Consider the following 19,169-nt stretch of genomic DNA (forward strand, 5'->3'; position numbering starts at 1 on the left):
TGTCCCGCGAGGATGTCGTCCCGCGGGGATGCCTTCCCGTGAGGGCCCGTCAGTTCGCGTTCGGCCCCGTCCAGTTCGCTGCGACATGGCCGATCCGGACCCGCTGCGGATGGTCGCCGACCGGCACCGACACGACCTTCCGCCCGGTGGCGAAGTCGATCGCCGTGACCTGGTCGGCGCCGCTCTCGGAGATCACGCAGCTCCTGCCGTCGCCACTGACCGTGGCCCAGTAGGGCTTGGAGGCGGTGACCAGCGGGCCCTCCTGGAGGGTGGCGCGGTCGACGACCGTCGCGTAGTCGTCCATCGTGCCCGCCACGCACAGCTTGGCGCCGTCGGGGCTCATCGAGATGCCGTGATGGCGCGAGTCGTTGACGAAGGTGGTGCGGTCGTCGCTGGTCGCCGGGTTCTTCGGCAGCGTCTTGGTCCGCGTGATGCGGTCCGTGGCGAGGTCGTACTCGAAGAACCCGTTGAAGAACGAGACCTGGAAGTACAGCTTGGACTCGTCCGGTGCGAAGACCGCCGGGCGCACCGCGTCCGAGTAGTCGGTCAGACCGATCGCGTTCAGCCGCTGCCGCATGTCGATGATCTTGACCTGCTGAAACGTGGTCGCGTCGACGACGGTGATGCGCCGGTCGCCCTTGGTGAAGTCCTGCCACGGGGCGTCCTGCGAGGTGTTCACGTCCCCGATCGACATGTTGTAGAGGTACTTGCCGTCCTTGGTGAAGATGTTCTCGTGCGGCTTGTCGCCGGTCTTGAACGAGCCCAGCTGCTTGCCGGTGACGATGTTCAGGACGTGCACGGTGTTCGAGATCGACGCGGAGACCGCGACCCGGGTGCCGTCGGGCGAGACGGCCATGTGGTCGGAGCGGTAACCGGACACCGGGAAGCGCCAGTTGATGTTCCCGGTGGCCAGGTCGATGGAGACGACATCGGCGAAGCTGGGCCGGGAGACGACCACCGAGGCGCCGTCCGGCGTGGTGTACATGTCGTCGACGAACTGGTCGTGTCCCTCGCCGACGCCGTTGCGGATGGCCTGGAAGTAGATCCACTTGATCGGGTCGGCGTTGATCTCCGCCATCCGGGCGCTCTTGTCGGGGATCACGTTGATGCGGCCGACCTCGGAGAAGTCGCCGCTGGACTTGATGACGTCCGCGGTGCCCTCCCAGTTGTTGCCGACGAAGAGCACCTCGCGCAGAGCGGCGGCGGTCGAGGGGTCGGGTACGGCGGTGGCGGCGCCGGTCACAGCGGTGGCGGCGGACGCCGGGGCGGTGACGGTCAGTGCGAGGGCGGCGGCTACGGAGCAAAGGTGCCTGGATCTGAAGGCAGGCATAACTGCTCTCTCCTCTGGGGGCGGAGGGTGTGGGGGGTGGGCGGAAGAGGTCCGCCCAATCTGAACACGCGAGCATTCAGACTGTGCTTACTGGAAAGTAAGGAAGGGGGCCCCTTCGCCACAAGACCCCGTACACGACAAAATCGGAGGTGGGGGAGCAGGGAACGGCGAGGGAGGGGCAGTGGCGGGCAGGCTCAGGGCGCCGACCGGCCGCTACGGCGGAAAGTCCGCCGAGCAGCGGCAGGTCGAACGGCGCGGGAGATTCCTGGACGCGGCGCTGCGGTTGTTCGGGGGTGTCCCCGGCTACCGCGGCACCACGGTCGCGTCGCTGAGCGAGGCGGCCGGCCTGTCGACCCGTCAGTTCTACGAGGAGTTCCGCACCCTGGAGGACGTCCTGGCGGCGCTGCACCTCCAGGTCAACGACCGGGCCGAGGAAGCGGTCCTGGCCGCCTTCGGCGCCGCCCAGGACCTGCCGCTCGTCGAGCGGGTCACCGCGATCTTCCGCGCCTACGCGGCCGATGTGACCTCCGATCCGCGCCGCATCAGGATCACCTTCGTGGAGATCGTCGGCGTCAGCCCCCGGCTGGAGGAACAACGCCTGGCCCGCCGCGCCCGCTGGGTCGACCTCATCTGCGCCGAGGCGTCCGCCGCGGCGGCCCGCGGCGAAGCGGCCCCCCGCGACTACCGCCTGGCGGCGACGGCCTTCATCGGCAGCGTCAACGGCCTCCTGCACGACTGGAGCGCCGGCTGGGTGGACGCGACCCTGGACGAGGTGGTCGACGAACTGGTCCGCCAACTCCTGGGCATCCTGCGACCGCAGGGGTGGACGCGGTAACCGTCCTGAACGGCACCGGGGACTACATGGGGGGCTGGGCGAGTTGCAGGACGACGAGGACCGGGAACTGCTGGCGGCCGGTCTGGACGACGATGGGGAGCGGGCGGCCTACGCACGGGCCCTGAAGCAGAGCCTGACGGGCAAACAGGCTCCGTCCTTGCTGGACCGGCGCCCCGGCGCGTTCCGGCCGGATGTCCTGCGGGCGATGCGCATGGAGGAGAACGTCGCCCGAGTACGGCGTGCGCCGCCGTACCAGGAGGCCGCGGTGCGCTACGAGGCCGCGCGCGACAGGCGGGACGAGGCCGAGAACCGCATCGCACTGTTGCTGCCCCGGATGACCTGGGACGTGCCGTTGGCCGTGGCCGCTCTGTCGCCGACGGCCCCGGTCGTTCTGTGGGCGACCGGGAGCGGCTGGTGGCCTGCCGGCCTCTGCGTCGTGCTGACCGCCCTGGGAGGGGCCCTGTGGCGACCGGAGTCACGCGGTCGGGTGCGGGCCCTCGTCGCGTTCGTCCTCGTGCTGACGGCGAGAGCCGGATGGGTGCGGGCGGTGCGGCGCCGGACCGTCGAACTCACCGAGGCAGCGGCGCGGGACGCCATGCCTCCGGTGGTGCGGAGCGTGCTGTCGGAACTCCTCGGCGATGATCCCGACTGTCTGCTCGTCGCGACGGAGTACGAGGGGATCAGAGACCACCGTGACCAACGGTTCGTGGTCGACAACCAGGCCATGGAGGAGATCCACCGGAAGCTCGACGCCCTGGTCGACGGGACCATCGCCGTGTGCGGACCGCGCGGTTCCGGGAAGTCGACCCTGCTCGCCACCTGCGGCGGCACAGGCGACCTGAAGGTCTCCGTGCAGGCCCCCGCCTCCTACGCGCCTCTGGAGTTCCTCACCTCGCTCTTCGTCGTCCTGTGCGAGACCTACCTGACGGACCACGGGTACGGGTTTCCCGAGTTCCGCCGCCTCAGCCCGCTGCGCACCGCGCTGCGCAGGCTCGGCGCGGCCGTACGGGCGCTCGCTCGAAGCTTCCTGGTCGGCCTGCTGGCCCTCGGGCTGTTCCTGGTGGGTCTCTTCGCCGCCGCGCACGGCTTCGTCGAGCAGGGCGTCGGGGCCCTGGAACGAGCCGGCGACGACACCGCGGAGCGGCTGCGGGACGCTCTGGTGGCCGTCCTGGAAGGCAGACGACCGTGGTCTGCGCTGACGGCCGTCGTTCTCGGCTTCCTGGTCTGGAAGTACGTCAGACGGTGGCGGTTCGGCGGCTTCACCGGCGTCCTGCGCCAGGTGTTCCTGGTTCCGGCCGGCCGGTTGCTGATGGTGCTGGGGCTGGTGACGGTGTGGTCGCCGAGGCCGGTGATCGCCTGGTTCGAGGAGTGGCGACACGACGAACCGGCCGTCTACTACGTCACGATGACCGTCGTCTGGGTGCTCTCCTTCATCGCCGTCTGGCTGGTGGTCACGCCCTTCTGGGACTATGTGCGCGGGACCACCGCGCGGGCCGCGGCCCTGGTCTTCGTCCTCGGGTTCGCAGCGGTCTTCGTCGACGACCGGATGCGGCATGCGTCCTTCGGATGGGACCTGTCGCAGCGAGTGGCACTGATCTCCCTCGGCGCCGTCATGATCAGGGCTTCCCGATGGAGGCGCGGAAAGCGGGAGCCGACTCTGGCCAGACGGTGCCGGGACCACCTCTACCGGCTCCAGACGGTCCAGAGCGTGACGTACGGCGCGAGCGGGGCCCCGGCAGGTGGGCTGCTCAGCCTGGGATCCACCTACGGCACCTCGTTCACCGCGTCCCCCCTCACCCTGCCCGAACTCGTCCAGCAGTTGAGGCGCACACTCGCCGAGGTGGCCGGCGAACTGCGGCCGCAGAAACGGCGCCTGGTGGTCACCATCGACGAGATCGACCGACTCGGGTCCACGGCCAAGGCGCTGGAGTTCCTCGGAGAGATCAAGGCCATCCTGGGTGTCACCGGTGTGCACTTCCTGATCTCGGTGTCGGAGGACGTGGGGGCGGCTTTCGTCCGGCGGGGACTGCCCGGACGCGATGTCGCGGACAGTACGTTCGACGACGTCGTCCATGTGCGGCCGTGCTCGCTGGAGGAGTCGAAGCGGATACTGGGCCAGCGTGCCGCCCAATTCTCGGAGCCGTTCGTGGCGCTCGCCCACGCCCTGTCCGGCGGGGTGCCGCGGGACCTGATCCGGTACTCCCGCGAGATGGTGTCGCTGCACAAGAGCACGGGGGACGTCGAACTGCGGAACATCGCCGCCTGGCTTGTCATCCGCGCGATGCGGGAGACGGTGGACGCCTTCAGGGCCGGGGCGAAGGACGGCGTCCTGCCCACCCGGAGCACGGACGTGGTCTTCGGGGCGACCAGGCGGCTGGCGGAGTTCCTGCACGCCGACTGTCTGTGCGAACTCGACCGGATGCGAGGGTACATCGGCCGTTTCGCGCGGTGGGAGGACATTCCCGGCGGCGCCGAACTGCGGGCGGACCTGCCCGCCGACGCCCTGGAGCGTCTGGAGGAAGCCGCCGCCTACGCCTATTTCTGCGTCACCCTCCTCGACGTGTTCGCGGCGCCGGGATTCGAGCGCCGCCGTACTCAGGCGCATGTGCACAGGCCGGACGGAAGCCTCGAGCGGCTGGCGGTCGTGCGGGGGGAACTCTCCCTCTCGCCGCACAGTGCTCGTCGGCTCCTCGACGACACCAGGGCGGCCTGGGGGCTGCCGCCCGTGCCTGCTCCCGACCTGCCGGAGATCGTCGAGACCGTGCGCAGGTCCTGCCCGCACCACGCCGACTGAGGCTGCCGGTCAGCGCTCTCCCAGCCGGCCGACCGCAGCCACCACCTGCGCCGTTCCGTCCTCCGCACGTACCCGCTCGCCCAACTCGGCCGCGCAGCGGGCGAATTCCGGCTCCCCGGTGACCCGCAGGAGGGCGGCGGTCAGTGTGGCCGTCGTCAGGTGGCGCAGTGGCACCGTGTGCGGGGCCACGCCGAGGCCGACCAGGCGGTTCGCCCAGAAGGTCTCGTCGAACTGGATCGGTACCGGGACCGCGGGCACCCCCGCGCGCAGGCCCGCCGCCGTCGTCCCCGCACCGCAGTGATGGACCACCGCGGCCGTCCGGGGGAACAGCAGGGCGTGCGGGACCTCGTCGACGGTCAGCATGTCGTCGCCGTCGGCGGCGAGGCCCGCCCAGCCGCGCTGGATCACCCCGCGCAGCCCCGCCCGCCGTAGCGCCCGGACGATCTCGCCGCTCAGCCGCCGCGGGTCGGGCACGGTGGCGCTGCCCAGTCCGACGAAGACCGGCGGCGGTCCCGCTTCGAGGAACTCCCGCAGGGCGGGCGGCAGTCGGGTCTCCCGGTCGTACGGCCACCAGTAGCCGGTGACGTCCAGCTCCGCCCGCCAGTCGCGGGGCCGGGGCACCACCAGAGGGCTGAAACCGTGCAGGACCGGCCAGCCGCGCCGGGTCCGGCCCCGCAGGCCGGTGCCGCGACGGCGCGGGGCGGGCAGTCCGAGCCGGGCCCGTACGGCCGGCACGACCGGGGCGAAGACCTGCTCGACGGCCGCCTCGACCCCGTGCCCGGCGAGCCGGTTGCCGACCGCTCCCCATGAGCCGCCACCCAGCACCGGCGGGGCGAACTCCCTGGTGGGGGCGACGGGTTGGAGGTAGAGGCCGAGGCTCGGCAGGGACAGTCCCGTGGCGATGGTGTGCCCCAGCGGCGCCACCGAGGCGGAGAGCAGCAGGACGTCGCTCTCGTGCGCGGCGGCCAGCAGGTCGTCGGTCATCCGCCCGACCAGTGACCGTGCCATCCGGGTCACCCGCAGCAGTTTGCCCGGGCCGGTGGTGCTGCGGTGCAGTCCCCGGCCCCGCTCGGACTCCAGTTCCGCCCGCGGGTCCACCGGCAGCGCGTGGAAGCCCACCCCGGAGCCCGCGACGAGCGGCGCGAACCGCGCGTGGGTGACCAGGGTGACCTCGTGTCCGGCCCGCACCAGCCCGTGGCCCAGTCCCGTGAAGGGGGCCACGTCACCCCGTGAGCCCGCTGTCATGATCGCCACTCGCACGACGGACAGTATGGGGGCGGGGCGGCCGGCCCGCGGTGAACGACCCTGCGAAAGCAGCCACTTCGAGTGCGGGAGCGGCCACGTCACTTCTGTCGCAGCCGTTGACTTCACTCCCCGGCGGTTCTACTTTCGGCGCGCAACGCGTTCGGTTAGCCGACCCATGTTCGATATTTCGAAGCTGGAGCCGCCGTATGTATCCCCCACCCCCCACGCACCCGCTCCGACGCCGGAGAGCCGCCGCCGCCCGGTTCCTCGCCCTGCTGCTGACCGTGACCGCCGCCCTGCTGTTCGCCCAGCCGGGGCCGGCCCGGGCCGCGACCTCGCGGCAGATCGCCGTGCCCACCGCCCCGATGGGCTGGGCCTCCTGGAACAGCTTCGCCGCGAAGATCGACCACGACGTCATCAAGAAGCAGGTCGACGCGTTCGTCGCCGCGGGCCTGCCGGCGGCCGGGTACCGGTACATCAACATCGACGAGGGCTGGTGGCAGGGCACCCGCGACAGCGCGGGCGACATCACCGTCGACGAGTCCGAGTGGCCCGGCGGCATGAGCGCCATCGCCGACTACATCCACAGCAAGGGCCTGAAGGCCGGGATCTACACGGACGCCGGCAAAGACGGCTGCGGCTACTACTACCCGACCGGCCGGCCCGCCGCCCCCGGCAGCGGCAGCGAGGGCCACTACGACCAGGACATGCTCCGGTTCTCGCAGTGGGGCTTCGACTTCGTGAAGGTCGACTGGTGCGGCGGTGACGCCGAGGGCCTCGACGCGGCGACGGCGTACACCGCGATCAGCGCCGCCGTCACGAAGGCGACGGCCGCCACCGGACGCCCGCTCACCCTCTCGATCTGCAACTGGGGCTACCAGAACACCTGGAACTGGGCCCCCGGGCTCGCCCCGATGTTCCGGACCAGCACCGACATCGTCTACTACGGCAACAACCCCTCGATGACGAACCTGCTGTCCAACTTCGACCAGGGCCTGCACCCCACCGCCCAGCACACCGGGTACTACAACGACCCGGACATGCTGATGGTCGGCATGACCGGCTTCACCGCCGCCCAGAACCGCACCCACATGAACCTGTGGGCCGTCTCCGGCGCCCCGCTCCTCGCCGGCAACGACCTGACCACGATGACGACCGAGACGGCGAACATCCTCAAGAACCCCGAGGTCATCGCCGTCGACCAGGACACCCGCGGCCTCCAGGGCGTCAAGGTCGCCGAGGACACCACCGGGGCGCAGGTGTACGGCAAGGTCCTCGCCGGCAGCGGCAAGCGCGCCGTCGTCCTGCTCAACCGCACCTCCTCCGCCCAGAACATCACCGTCCGCTGGGCCGACCTGGGGCTGACCGGCGCCTCCGCCACCGTCCGTGACCTGTGGGCGCGCGCCGACGTCGGCACGTACGCCACGGGCTACACGACGAGCGTCCCGGCGGGCGGCTCGGTCATGCTCACCGTCACCGGCGGCACCGAGGCCTCGGGCAGCACGTACACCGGTACGTCGGGCTTCTCCGGCGTGGTCGCGGGGAACACCGGCCCGAAGGTCGTCGACGTCGCCTACACCAACACGGCCTCCACCGCCCGCACCGCGACGCTGAAGGTCAACGGCCAGACCTCGACGACCGTCTCGTTCCCGCCGACCGGCTCCGCGCAGGGCACGATCAGCCTCCAGGTCGCCCTGTCGAAGGGCTCCTCCAACACGCTCGTCTTCACCGGCGCGCCGACCCTCGCCGACATCACGGTCAGACCCCTGCCCGGCGCGAACGGGGCGCTCGTCGTCGGCAAGCAGTCCGGCCGCTGCCTGGACCTGTTCGACAGCACGATCACCAACGGCACCCAGGCCGAGCTGTGGGACTGCAACGGCGGCTCCAACCAGGCCTGGACGTACACCTCCCGCAAGGAACTCGTGGTGTACGGGAACAAGTGCCTGGACGCCTACGGCCTCGGCACCACCAACGGCACGAAGGTCGTCATCTGGGACTGCAACGGCCAGAACAACCAGAAGTGGAACGTGAACGCCGACGGCACGATCACCAACGTCAACGCCGGGCTGTGCCTCGACGCCAACGGCGCGGGCACGGCCAACCGCACCCCGATCGTGCTCTGGACCTGCGGCACCGCCGACAACCAGAGGTGGACGCTGACCTGACCCCGCCTCCGCGTGCCCATGAGCGACCGTGGCCGGCGGCAGGCGGGGGCGAGGGGTACGGCTCAGCGATGCCGGCCGTAGCGGGTGCGCACGGCACGCGGTGCCGGCGGACGGGGGAGGGACCGCATCGCGCGCAGCGCTGTCCGCAGCAGCGCGACGGACACCAGCCCGCCCGCCGCTGCGGCCGGTACCGTCGGCGCCGTCCGGGGCGGCCGTGACCGCCCGCGCGCCGCCCGCACCGAGAAGGTCCAGGTCAGCCGAGAAGTGACCTGGACCCCTGCGGTCTTCCTCCCTACTCGTCCCATGCCTGGATCATGGTCTGCTCGACGATCTTGCCGTCCCGCAACGTGATCATCGACTCGGCGAGCACCTGCACGCCGTCCGCGTACCGGCACGACTCGCTGAAGGCGGCGCGGTCGCCCTGGACGATGCACTCCTCGAGCTTGTGGGTCATGTCCCGGCTGTAGACGTCCTCCAGCATCCGGCCGATCTCGTCGCGGCCGTGCAGCACTTTGGGTCGGCTGGGCTGGGTGTTGTGGTCGATGACGCGTATCTCGGCGTCGTCGGCGTAGAGCGACAGCAACGTCGTCGCGCTGTCGCCCTCCACGCCTCGGCGCAGGGTCTCGGTGTCGAAGGCGGAGCCTGCCGCGGTGCCCATGGTGACCTCCTCCGAGGGCCGCGGCCGAGGGGAGGACGGCCGCCTGAACCCTCACCTTCGAGACTCCTCCGGCGCGCCGGGCTCGGCAAACGCAGCCTGTGCCGTCCGCCTGTCGGGTGAGCACCGCCGCCCACCCGTGTCCGCCGGGGTGCCGACGGCGTTGGTCGGACATGATCTCCACTCGACGCATCGCCGCAATCGCCGCTCTGGCCGCCGGGGTCACTGGCCTCGCGGCGCCCCTGGCGAGCGCGGCCGAAGCCCCGGCCGGCGGCAAAATCAATCCGATGACCGCGCTGGACTCGCTCGCCGCGAGCCAGATCCCGGAGGAGTACCGGGCCGACCTCCCGCCGGTCTCCCGGCAGCTGGGTGAGCTCAACAAGGTCAGCGAGCTCGAGAAGTTGAACGAACTGCACCAGGTCACCGACCTTGTCGCTCCGGTGACCGGGCTGCTGCCCGCGATCGGCTGAGCGTCTCGCCTCGTCCCCGTGGGGGCCGTCCGGAGGACCGGACGGCCCCCACGCACGTGCGGCGCGGTTCAGTCGACCGTCGCCAGGAACTGCGTGGCCGCCAGCTCCGCGTAGAGCGGGTCACCCGCCACCAGCTCACGGTGCGTCCCCACCGCACGGACCCGGCCCGCGTCCATGACGACGATCCGGTCGGCCATCGTGACCGTCGACAGCCGGTGCGCGACGACGAGGACGGTGGTCGTCCGGGCGACGTCGGCGACGGTGTCGCGCAACGCCGCCTCGTTCACCGCGTCCAGTTGGGAGGTCGCCTCGTCCAGCAGCAGGAGCCTCGGACTGCGCAGCAGCGCGCGGGCGATGGCCACCCGCTGCCGCTCCCCGCCGGACAGCTTCGTCCCGCGATGTCCCACCAGGGTGTCCAGCCCCTGCGGCAGCCGTTCGACCAGGCCCTCCAGCCGGGTCGTCTTCAGCACGCCGCGCACCGTGTCGTCGTCCGCCGAAGGGTTCCCCAGCAGCAGGTTGTCGCGCAGCGAACCCGACAGCACGGGGGCGTCCTGCTCGACGTAGCCGATGGAGGAGCGCAGCCCGGACAGGTCCCAGTCCGCGAGGTCGCGCCCGTCGAGGGCGATCACGCCGGACTCCGGGTCGTAGAACCGCTCGACGAGCGAGAACACCGTGGTCTTGCCCGCGCCCGAAGGACCGACGAACGCGGTCATGCCCCGGGCCGGCACGCTGAAGGTGACCCCGTGGTGGACGTACGGCAGGTCGTCGGCGTACCGGAAGCGGACGTCGGCGAAGTCCAGCGAGGCCGGTCCGGTGGCCGGCGAGGGCAGCGGCCCGGGCCGGGACACCGGCTCGGCGGGCAGCCCCAGGGCCTCCTGGATGCGGCTCAGGGCCGCCGAGCCCGTCTGGTACTGGGTGATCGCGCCGACGACCTGCTGGATCGGCGACATGAGGTAGAAGACGTAGAGCAGGAACGCCACCAGCGTGCCGATCTCGATGGCGCCCGTCGCGACCCGCGCCCCGCCCACCGCGAGGACGGTGATGAAGGCCGTCTGCATCGCCAGGCCGGCCGTGTTGCCCGCGGCCGCCGACCACTTGGCGGCGCGCACGCTCTGCCGCCAGGACTCCTCGGCCGCCGCGTGCAGCGTGGCCTCCTCGCGGTGCTCGGCGCCCGACGCCTTCACCGTGCGCAGCGCGCCGAGCACCCGCTCCAGCGAGGCCCCCATCACACCGACCGCGTCCTGCGCCCGGCGGCTCGCCCGGTTGATCCGCGGCACGATCACGCCCAGCACCGTGCCCGCACAGACGATCACGGCCAGCGTGACCCCCAGCAGCACGGGATCGACCACGCCCATCATCACGACCGTGGCGGCCAGCGTGAGCCCGCCGGTGCCGAGGCCCACCAGCGGGGCGGTGGTGACCTCGCGCAGCAGCGTCGTGTCGGAGGTGATGCGGGCCATGAGATCGCCGGGCTCGCTCCGGTCGACGGCCGTGATCTTCAGCCGCAGCAGATACGAGGACAACGCCCGCCGCGCGCCGAGCACCACCGACTCCGCGGTACGCCGCAGCACGAACGAACCCAGCGCGCCCACCGCCGAGTTGGCGACGACCAGTGCCGTCAGGGCGAGCAACGCGCCTGATATCGAACGGTCGTGACCCAGGTCGTCGATCAACTTCCTTGCCACCAGAGGCAGCAGCAGCCCGGTGGCGCCGGTGACCAGCGACAGCGCGGCACCCGCCAGCAGGGACCGGCGATGGGGCCGTACGTAGTCGAGCAACAGCCGCCACGGGGGCCGGCCGCCGGCGGTCTCTGCGATGGACACGGGACTCCTCGGGAGGTCGGGTGGCAGGCCTCAGGCTACGTCGGCCGCCCGGGGGTACGGCCACGAAGGGCGTGTTCAGGGCGCCCGCCGGCCCTGCCGCCCGTGCCCTTACCGATCAGTCACGCGTAGGGTCGGCAGCGGGACGGACGACCGCCGACGAAAGGGGCAGCACCATGCCGCAGGAAGTGCGCGCAGTGATCGCGCCGGGGAAGAACGAGCCGGTACGGGTGGAGACGATCGTGATCCCCGACCCCGGTCCCGGCGAGGCCGTGGTGCAGGTGCAGGCCTGCGGGGTCTGCCACACCGACCTGCACTACAAGCAGGGCGGGATCAACGACGAGTTCCCCTTCCTGCTCGGTCACGAGGCGGCGGGCGTGGTGGAGTCGGTCGGCGAGGGCGTCACCGACGTCGCCCCCGGTGATTTCGTGATCCTGAACTGGCGTGCGGTGTGCGGGCACTGCCGGGCGTGTCTGCGCGGCAGGCCGTGGTACTGCTTCGACACCCACAACGCCCAGCAGCGGATGACCCTGACCGACGGCACCGAGCTGTCGCCGGCGCTGGGCATCGGGGCGTTCGCGGAGAAGACCCTGGTGGCGGCCGGGCAGTGCACGAAGGTCGACGCGTCGGTGTCGGCGTCGGTGGCGGGGCTGCTGGGCTGCGGGGTGATGGCCGGCATCGGCGCGGCGATCAACACCGGAAACGTCGGCCGCGGCGACACGGTCGCGGTGATCGGCTGCGGCGGGGTCGGCGACGCGGCGATCGCCGGGTCGAACCTGGCCGGCGCCGCGAAGATCATCGCCGTCGACATCGACGACCGCAAGCTCGAGACCGCCAGGAAGATGGGCGCCACGCACACGGTCAACTCCAAGGAGACCGACCCCGTCGAGGCGATCCGTGAGCTGACCGGCGGCTTCGGCGCGGACGTGGTGATCGAGGCCGTCGGCCGCCCGGAGACCTACAAGCAGGCCTTCTACGCCCGTGACCTGGCCGGCACGGTCGTCCTGGTGGGGGTGCCGACGCCGGAGATGAAGCTCGAGCTGCCGCTGCTGGACGTCTTCGGGCGGGGCGGGGCGCTGAAGTCGTCCTGGTACGGCGACTGCCTGCCCTCGCGCGACTTCCCGATGCTGATCGACCTCCATCTCCAGGGCCGCCTGGACCTCGGGGCGTTCGTCACCGAGACCATCGGACTCGACGAGGTGGAGCAGGCGTTCGAGCGGATGCATCACGGGGACGTCCTGCGCTCGGTGGTGGTGCTGTGATGGCCGCGCGCATCGAACGCCTCGTCACCTCCGGCCAGTTCAGCCTCGACGGCGGCACCTGGGACGTCGACAACAACGTGTGGATCGTGGGCGACGACCACGAGGCGATCGTCATCGACGCCGCACACGACGCCGAAGCCGTTCTGGCCGCCGTGGGCGACCGCCGGCTGACGGCCATCGTGTGCACCCACGCCCACAACGACCACGTCTCCGCCGCGCCGGCCCTCGCCGACGCGACCGGCGCCACGATCTGGCTGCACCCCGACGACCTGCCGCTGTGGAAGCTCACCCACCCGGACCGTGAGCCCGACGCCCATCTGGCCGACGGCCAGGTCATCGAGGCCGCGGGCACCGACCTGACCGTCCTGCACACCCCGGGGCACGCGCCCGGCGCGGTCTGTCTCCACGACCCCGGCCTCGGGGTGATCTTCACCGGCGACACCCTCTTCCAGGGCGGACCGGGCGCCACCGGCCGCTCCTGGTCCCACTTCCCGACGATCATCAGCTCCATCAGGGACCGGCTGCTCGCCCTGCCGCCCGAGACGAAGGTGCTGACCGGTCACGGCGACGCGACCACCATCGGAGCGGAGGCACCGCACCTGGAGGAGTGGATCGCCCGCGGGCACTGAGGCCGCGGACCGCGCCCGACCGGGTGACCCGGCGGACGAAAGACGACAGGAGATGTCCGGCTTCCGCGCGATCCTCGTCGAGGTCGTCGATCCTCGAGGACGACATCGACACGACACGCGGGAGGTCGGACATGTCCGGTCCACTGGAAGGCAAGGTCGCCCTGGTCGCCGGGGCGACCCGGGGCGCGGGACGCGGTATCGCCGTGGAGCTGGGGGCGGCCGGCGCCACCGTCTACGTGACGGGACGCACCACCCGCGCCCGGCGCTCCGAGTCCGACCGCCCCGAGACGATCGAGGACACCGCCGACCTGGTCACCGAGGCGGGCGGCCACGGCATCGCGGTGCCCACCGACCACCTCGACCCCGCCCAGGTACGCGCCCTCGTCGACCGCGTCGCGGACGAGCGGGACCGCCTCGACGTCCTCGTCAACGACATCTGGGGCGCCGAGCACCTCTTCGCCTGGGACACGCCGGTCTGGGAGCACGACCTGGACGACGGGCTCCGGCTGCTGCGGCTCGCCGTCGAGACCCACGCGATCACCAGCCACCACGCGCTGCCGCTGCTGCTGCGCCGGCCCGGCGGACTGGTCGTCGAGATGACCGACGGCACCACCGAGTACAACCGCGACACCTACCGCGTGAACTTCTTCTACGACCTCGCCAAGACCTCCGTCCTGCGGATGGCCTTCGCCCTCGGCCACGAACTCGGCCCGCGCGGCGCCACCGCCGTGGCGCTCACCCCCGGCTGGCTGCGGTCGGAGCTGATGCTCGAGACGTTCGGCGTACGCGAGGACAACTGGCGGGACGCCCTGGAGCGGGTGCCGCACTTCGCCATCTCGGAGACACCCCGCTACGTCGGCCGGGCGGTCGCCGCCCTGGCCGCCGACCCCGACGTGGCCCGCTTCAACGGACAGTCCCTCTCCAGTGGCGGCCTCGCCCCCGTGTACGGCTTCACCGACCTCGACGGCAGCCGCCCGGACGCCTGGCGCTACATGGTCGAGGTGCAGGACCCCGGGAAGGCGGCGGACACCACCGGCTACCGCTGAGGACTCAGGCGTCGGAGAGCGGACCGGTCGGCCAGCGCGCCGGGTGCCCCGGCGGCAGGGCGAGATCCTCGCGCACGGCGGCGTAGTACCCCTCGCGGCCGGCCCGCTGCCGCTCCAGCAGCTCCTGCCAGGCCCGCGGATCGTGCGTCCCCTCACGCATGAACCGCTCCATCTCCATCACCGTGGTCACCCACACCCGGGCCCGGTCCACCACCTCCCGGCTGCCCAGCATGATCAGCGCCTCGCCGGCCGGGTCGCGTCCGTCGGTCGCCTCCGCGAGCAGCGGCTCGGCCTGCGCCGGGGACAAGGGGTGCGGGTGCGGGTCGTTGCCGAGGTGGGAGGCGACGCGGTAGGTCAGGTTCACCGACTTCTTCAGGGCCCGCGCGTAGTCGCCGTACACGCTCAGCCGCCGCTCCTCCCACCGGGCCGCCGTCTCGCGCCGGAACCTGGCCCCGTCGCTGCGCACGATCGCCAGGTACGAGCCGAGGGCGCCGATCACGACACCGAGGAGAGCGGGGAGTTGCTGGAGGAACGCGGTCATCTCCGCACGGGCTCCGTCCTGTTGACGTGGTGGAGGCGCTAGACCGCCCGTGCAGATCCTTTCACCTCACCGCCCGGAGTGCGTCGGCCGGCGTGCGACGGGCACGGTGACGGTCAGCCGGGAAGTGCCGCGGTGAGCGCCTTCAGCACCCGCTCCCCGTCCGCCCGCGAGGTACGCCAGTTGCTGAACGCCGCCCGCAGCGCCGGCACCCCGCCGTACACCGTCGGCGTCAGGAACGCCTCCCCGGACGCGGCCACGGCGTGAGCGAGCGCGCCGACCCGCTCCTGCGTCGGGTCGTCGGCGAGGGTGAAGCAGACGACGTTCAGCCGGACCGGCGCCAGCAGCCGCAGCCCGTCCAGCGCGGCGACACCCTCGCCGAGCCGGGTCGCGAGGTCCACGTTGCGCTCGACGATCTCGCGGTGCCCGGCCCGCCCGTAGGCCACCAGCGAGAACCAGGCCGGCAGCGCCCGCAGCCGCCGTGAGTTCTCCGGCGTGAGATGGACGAAGTCCGGTTCGCCGGTGGGCAGTCCGAGATACGGCGAGGCGTTGTGGAAGACCCGTACCTGGAGGTCACGGCGGCGGGTGAACTGGACGGCGGCGTCGTACGGCACGTTGAGCCACTTGTGCAGGTCCACGCAGACCGAGTCGGCCGCGTCGAGCCCGTCCACGAGGTGCGCGTACGCGGGGGAGAGGGCGGCGAAGCCGCCGAAGGCCGCGTCCACGTGCAGCCAGAAGCCGTACCGCTCCTTCAGGACCGCGATCGCCCGCAGATCGTCGAAGTCGACGGTGTTGACGGTGCCCGCGTTGGCCACCACGATCGCCGGCCGCCCGTCCAGCGCGGCCAGCGCCGCCTCGAGCGCGTCGACGTCGACGGCCTCCCCGCCCTCCCGCACCGGCACCTGGCGCAGCCGGTCGCGGCCGATGCCCAGCACCGAGAGCGCCTTGGTGACACTGGAGTGCGGACTGCCCGAGAGCACCTCCACGGGCCCCAGCGCGGCCGCGCCCTCCCGGGACACGTCCACGCCCAGCCGCTCGCCCAGCCACTCACGGGCGACGGCGAGCCCGACGGTGTTCGAGACCGTCGCGCCCGTCACGAACGCCCCGCTGTGCGCCTCGCCCAGCCCGAACAGCTCACGCAGCCAGGCCACCGTCTCCCGTTCCAGCGCCGCCGCCCACGAGCCGCCCGCCCCGGAGACGTTCTGGTCGTACGCGCCGGTCAGCCAGTCACCGGCGACCGACGCGGGCGTCGCCCCGCCGGTGACGAAGCCGAGGTAGCGCGGCCCGGCCGAGCCGGAGAAGCCGGGTGCCCAGTGCTCGGCGAACCGTGTGAGCGCGCCCTCGGCGCCGGCCCCCTCGTCGGGCAGGGACGCCCGGTCGGGCGCCCGGTCGAGGCGGACGACCGGCCGCTCGGCCAGGCCGCTCACCTCACGGACGGCGAAGTCGCGGGCGGACTGGAGGAGCTCGGGAAGCCGGGAGAGATCGTCGGCGAGATGGCGATGCATGAGGGAAACCTAGGGCGGGGACACCGGTCTGCGCCCGATCCAATCCACGGGAACTGGACCGCGGACGGGCGCGACGATCCCGGAGGAATCAGATGTAAGGGGGTGTACCGGGTGAACCGTACGGACAGGAAGTTCACCGTTCTGTCACAGCCGGGACCGGCCTACAACCGTCGCCCCCCTGGAGCTGTCTAGGAGGGAGAGATCGCCACTGATGTGCCAGGGAGAGGGCAGCCATGGGGGACATACGCAGACGAGGAGCCGTCGTGCTCGGGCTCACCGGCCTGGTCGCGCCGTTGACGCTGGCGCTGGGCGCCGGCCCGGCGCAGGCCGCGAGCTGTACGACGCAGGCCGGGCCGTACCAGAAGCAGGTCGAGAAGTTCCTCGGCCGGCCCGTGGACGGCAAGCAGTCGACCACCGACTGCAAGGCCATCCGTGCCTTCCAGACCAAGCACGGCATCACGCCGAACATCGGCTACGCCGGGCCCGTCACCTGGGGCGTGATGGACCTCATGAACAAGCAGAAGGCGGTCGGCAAGACCCCCAACAAGGCCGGCAAGTGCCCGACCAACAAGGGCCGTATCGCCTGCGTCAACCTGACGCTCCAGATCAGCTGGATCCAGGACGGCAGCAAGCTCGTCTACGGTCCCGTGCCGGTGCGTACCGGCCGCAACGGGTACGAGACCCGTACCGGTCTGAAGAAGATCTACTGGCGGAACATCGACCATGTGTCGAGCATCTACAACGTGCCGATGCCCTACAGCCAGTTCTTCGACGGTGGTCAGGCCTTCCACTCGGTCGGCGTCAGCATGTGGAACCCGCCGGGCTCCCACGGCTGCGTCAACATGACCACCACGGCGGCCAAGAAGTACTGGTCGCTGCTGAAGAACGGCGACGACGTCTTCGTGTACGGCCGCAAGCCGGGCACCTGAGCCCTCCCGGGTCGCTGAAGTGGCGCGGACGCCCGGCCGGTCCGGGCGTCCTGCCCCGGCGCGTCCCCGAAGTCCGGGATCCGGAGCCCTCCTGGGCGCGGGGGACGGGTGAACTGTGCCCCGGGGACGGACCGATGGACGTGACCAGTGACACGTCCGTTATGTCCGGTTCGTTGGTGATGACTCACGCGGTCTTCACGTCCGAAGCCGTAAGCTTCACGGCATGTCCACCACTGTTGAATCCCTCTCCGAGCGATCGGCCGCGGAGGTCAACGAGGAGATCCGGGCCCTGTGGCTCCGGTCGGGCGGGACACTGAGCGTCGAGCAGCGTGCGGAATACCAGCGGCTCGTCCTGGAGTGGGCCGCCGCTCCGTCCTCCGTCGAAGCGGCCTGACAACGACCCGGCCGCGGGGCCGCCCGACAGCGGCGCCCCGCACCGGGCACCTTCCCCCAGCCGACACACCTCGGTCGTCACCCCCGTCACACCCCCCGGCCGTCACCCCCATGTCGCCGAGTAGTACCGCTGGTATGCCTTGCGGTCCTGCTCGGCGCGGATGTACCGGGTCGCGACCAGGGCGACCATGCTGCCCGCGATGACCAGCAGACCGGGACCGATGTTCTTGGGGTCGGTCAGCCGGGCGGCGAGCGTCTCGCTGACCGCCGTACCCGTCACGGGCGTGGTCGTGCCCGGCGAGGCCGCGCCCGGGGAGAGCCCCGCCTGGGTGGAGGAGGCGGACGGCGCCGGGTCGGCGGACGCCGTGGACGCGCCGGCGTTGTCGGAGGGTGCGGCCACGATCAGCTGGACGCCGAGCTGCGCCAGCGCCCTGGTCACCGGCTGGAAGAACGTCGTCCCCCCGGTGGTGCAGTCGCCGCTGCCGCCGGAGGTGATGCCGAGGGCGATGCCGTCGGAGAACATCGGGCCGCCGCTGTCGCCCGGTTCGGCGCACACGTTCGTCTCGATGAGCCCGCTGACACTGCCCTCCGGATAGTTCACCGTCGCGTCGAGACCGGTGACCTCGCCGTCGCGCAGCCCGCTGGTGCTGCCGCTGCGGAAGACCCGCTGGCCGACGGCCGCGTCCCCGGTGCCGGTGATCCGCACCCCGTTGCCGTCGCCGATGGCCACCACGTCGGCGCCCGCGCCGGCCTTGCCGCTCGCGTACTGCACCAGCGAGAAGTCGCCGCCGGGGAAGCTGGAGTTCACCGTCCGGCCCACCTGCTGCTTGGCCTGGTTGTCCGCGAACCAGGTGGAGCCGGTCGGCCCGCAGTGCCCGGCGGTGAGGATGAAGTCGTTCGTGCCGTTGGTCACGTTGAATCCGGCCGAGCAGCGTCCGCCGGTCGACAGGATCGGCTGGGCGCCGTTGATCCGGGTGGTGAACTCGCCGCTGGTGCGCTCCATCCGGACGAAGCTGCCGATGCCGGCGGCCGTCTCCGTCAGCTGTGACCAGTCGCCGGCCGACACGGTGCTGTCCGCCCGCACGACGACCTGGTTCGTCCGGTAGTCCATCACCCAGGCGGTGCCGGGCACCCTGGGCGCCGAACGCAAGTCGGCCGCAGCCGACTTGAGCTCGTTCATGCTGTGCGCCACGATCTTGGCCTCGGCGCCCGCCGCCCGGACGGTGTCGGCCGACTCCTCGTCGGTGACGGCGACGACCGGCTTCCCGTCGGCACCGAGCCAGGTGCCCGCCGTGCGCGAGGTGCCGAGCTGCTCGACGAGGGCCGCTCCCGGATTGGTGACGACGGACTCCGCCGCGCTGCGCGGCCCCGCGGCCGTACCGCCCGGCTCGCTCGCCATGGCCGCCTGGGTGACCATGGCCCCTCCCAGGAGGAGTCCGCCGACTGCCGCCAGCCGTGACACCCGCCGGACGGTCCGTCGTCGTACATGCCTCATGTCTTGGCTCCCGAAACCCCGAACGCACGGCCTCAACACCGCGGGGCGCTCCGGTCGT

The 19,169-nt window shown here is 71.7% G+C and carries 17 protein-coding genes; 9 read left to right on the top strand and 8 right to left on the bottom strand.

Annotated elements, in window-relative coordinates; genetic code table 11:
- Nucleotides 1-49: 49 nt before the first annotated feature.
- Entirely contained in the window at nucleotides 50-1,330 is a 1,281-nt protein-coding gene (locus tag AOQ37_RS10035; RefSeq protein WP_062643368.1) for a YncE family protein, read from the bottom strand.
- Between the two features lie 181 nt (nucleotides 1,331-1,511).
- On the opposite strand from AOQ37_RS10035, the gene AOQ37_RS10040 reads away from it, so the two are divergent.
- Together AOQ37_RS10040 and AOQ37_RS10045 are read left to right on the top strand one after the other, a co-directional pair.
- Nucleotides 1,512-2,165: a TetR/AcrR family transcriptional regulator gene (locus AOQ37_RS10040; RefSeq protein WP_062643370.1), complete on the top strand. Its 654-nt coding sequence runs from the start codon at nucleotides 1,512-1,514 to the stop codon at nucleotides 2,163-2,165.
- A gap of 43 nt (nucleotides 2,166-2,208) precedes the next feature.
- The gene (locus AOQ37_RS10045; RefSeq protein ID WP_062643371.1) at nucleotides 2,209-4,959 is read left to right on the top strand and encodes a P-loop NTPase fold protein; all 2,751 of its coding nucleotides are present in this window, start codon (nucleotides 2,209-2,211) and stop codon (nucleotides 4,957-4,959) included.
- A 9-nt stretch (nucleotides 4,960-4,968) separates the two neighbouring features.
- Here the strand turns inward: AOQ37_RS10045 and AOQ37_RS10050 are convergent, their stop codons facing one another.
- A complete protein-coding gene (locus AOQ37_RS10050) occupies nucleotides 4,969-6,204 on the bottom strand; it encodes a glycosyltransferase (RefSeq protein ID WP_062643621.1) in 1,236 nt (411 codons plus the stop codon).
- 206 nt (nucleotides 6,205-6,410) lie between these two features.
- Here AOQ37_RS10050 and AOQ37_RS10055 point away from each other — a divergent pair, with 206 nt between their 5' ends.
- On the top strand, nucleotides 6,411-8,369 hold the full coding sequence (locus AOQ37_RS10055) for a ricin-type beta-trefoil lectin domain protein (RefSeq protein ID WP_107085154.1): 1,959 nt from the start codon (nucleotides 6,411-6,413) through the stop codon (nucleotides 8,367-8,369).
- 62 nt (nucleotides 8,370-8,431) lie between these two features.
- On the opposite strand, the gene AOQ37_RS40385 is transcribed toward AOQ37_RS10055, so the two are convergent.
- Entirely contained in the window at nucleotides 8,432-8,674 is a 243-nt protein-coding gene (locus AOQ37_RS40385) for a hypothetical protein (protein WP_159401326.1), read from the bottom strand.
- A complete protein-coding gene (locus tag AOQ37_RS10060; protein ID WP_062643373.1) occupies nucleotides 8,662-9,027 on the bottom strand; it encodes a nuclear transport factor 2 family protein in 366 nt (121 codons plus the stop codon). The genes AOQ37_RS40385 and AOQ37_RS10060 overlap by 13 nt, the downstream gene beginning before the upstream one ends.
- A 170-nt stretch (nucleotides 9,028-9,197) precedes the next feature.
- On the opposite strand from AOQ37_RS10060, the gene AOQ37_RS10065 reads away from it, so the two are divergent.
- The gene (locus AOQ37_RS10065; protein ID WP_062643375.1) at nucleotides 9,198-9,494 is read left to right on the top strand and encodes a hypothetical protein; all 297 of its coding nucleotides are present in this window, start codon (nucleotides 9,198-9,200) and stop codon (nucleotides 9,492-9,494) included.
- Nucleotides 9,495-9,562: 68 nt separating this feature from the next.
- On the opposite strand, the gene AOQ37_RS10070 is transcribed toward AOQ37_RS10065, so the two are convergent.
- Nucleotides 9,563-11,317, bottom strand: coding sequence for an ABC transporter ATP-binding protein (locus AOQ37_RS10070; protein WP_062643377.1), 1,755 nt, complete (start codon nucleotides 11,315-11,317; stop codon nucleotides 9,563-9,565).
- A gap of 173 nt (nucleotides 11,318-11,490) precedes the next feature.
- Between AOQ37_RS10070 and AOQ37_RS10075 the strand changes: the two genes are divergently transcribed.
- The 3 genes from AOQ37_RS10075 to AOQ37_RS10085 all read left to right on the top strand — a co-directional run bounded on the left by AOQ37_RS10075 (nucleotide 11,491) and on the right by AOQ37_RS10085 (nucleotide 14,251).
- On the top strand, nucleotides 11,491-12,576 hold the full coding sequence (locus AOQ37_RS10075) for an S-(hydroxymethyl)mycothiol dehydrogenase (protein WP_062643379.1): 1,086 nt from the start codon (nucleotides 11,491-11,493) through the stop codon (nucleotides 12,574-12,576).
- Nucleotides 12,576-13,205: an MBL fold metallo-hydrolase gene (locus tag AOQ37_RS10080; protein ID WP_062643381.1), complete on the top strand. Its 630-nt coding sequence runs from the start codon at nucleotides 12,576-12,578 to the stop codon at nucleotides 13,203-13,205. Before AOQ37_RS10075 ends, AOQ37_RS10080 begins: the two co-directional genes overlap by 1 nt.
- A 131-nt stretch (nucleotides 13,206-13,336) precedes the next feature.
- Entirely contained in the window at nucleotides 13,337-14,251 is a 915-nt protein-coding gene (locus AOQ37_RS10085; RefSeq protein ID WP_062643383.1) for an SDR family oxidoreductase, read from the top strand.
- A 4-nt stretch (nucleotides 14,252-14,255) separates the two neighbouring features.
- Here the strand turns inward: AOQ37_RS10085 and AOQ37_RS10090 are convergent, their stop codons facing one another.
- Together AOQ37_RS10090 and AOQ37_RS10095 are read right to left on the bottom strand one after the other, a co-directional pair.
- Nucleotides 14,256-14,792: a hypothetical protein gene (locus AOQ37_RS10090; protein WP_062643385.1), complete on the bottom strand. Its 537-nt coding sequence runs from the start codon at nucleotides 14,790-14,792 to the stop codon at nucleotides 14,256-14,258.
- 113 nt (nucleotides 14,793-14,905) lie between these two features.
- Nucleotides 14,906-16,294, bottom strand: a complete 1,389-nt coding sequence (locus AOQ37_RS10095; RefSeq protein WP_062643388.1) for a pyridoxal phosphate-dependent decarboxylase family protein — start codon at nucleotides 16,292-16,294, stop codon at nucleotides 14,906-14,908.
- Nucleotides 16,295-16,527: 233 nt separating this feature from the next.
- Here AOQ37_RS10095 and AOQ37_RS10100 point away from each other — a divergent pair, with 233 nt between their 5' ends.
- Entirely contained in the window at nucleotides 16,528-17,223 is a 696-nt protein-coding gene (locus AOQ37_RS10100) for a L,D-transpeptidase family protein (protein WP_062643390.1), read from the top strand.
- Nucleotides 17,224-17,446: 223 nt separating this feature from the next.
- Entirely contained in the window at nucleotides 17,447-17,617 is a 171-nt protein-coding gene (locus tag AOQ37_RS39720; RefSeq protein WP_020129024.1) for a hypothetical protein, read from the top strand.
- Between the two features lie 102 nt (nucleotides 17,618-17,719).
- Here AOQ37_RS39720 and AOQ37_RS10105 read toward each other — a convergent pair whose 3' ends face one another.
- A complete protein-coding gene (locus tag AOQ37_RS10105) occupies nucleotides 17,720-19,111 on the bottom strand; it encodes a S1 family peptidase (RefSeq protein ID WP_062643393.1) in 1,392 nt (463 codons plus the stop codon).
- Nucleotides 19,112-19,169: the final 58 nt, after the last annotated feature.

The organism is Streptomyces maremycinicus (assembly GCF_001184025.1).
In the GTDB taxonomy this organism is placed as follows: domain Bacteria; phylum Actinomycetota; class Actinomycetes; order Streptomycetales; family Streptomycetaceae; genus Streptomyces; species Streptomyces maremycinicus.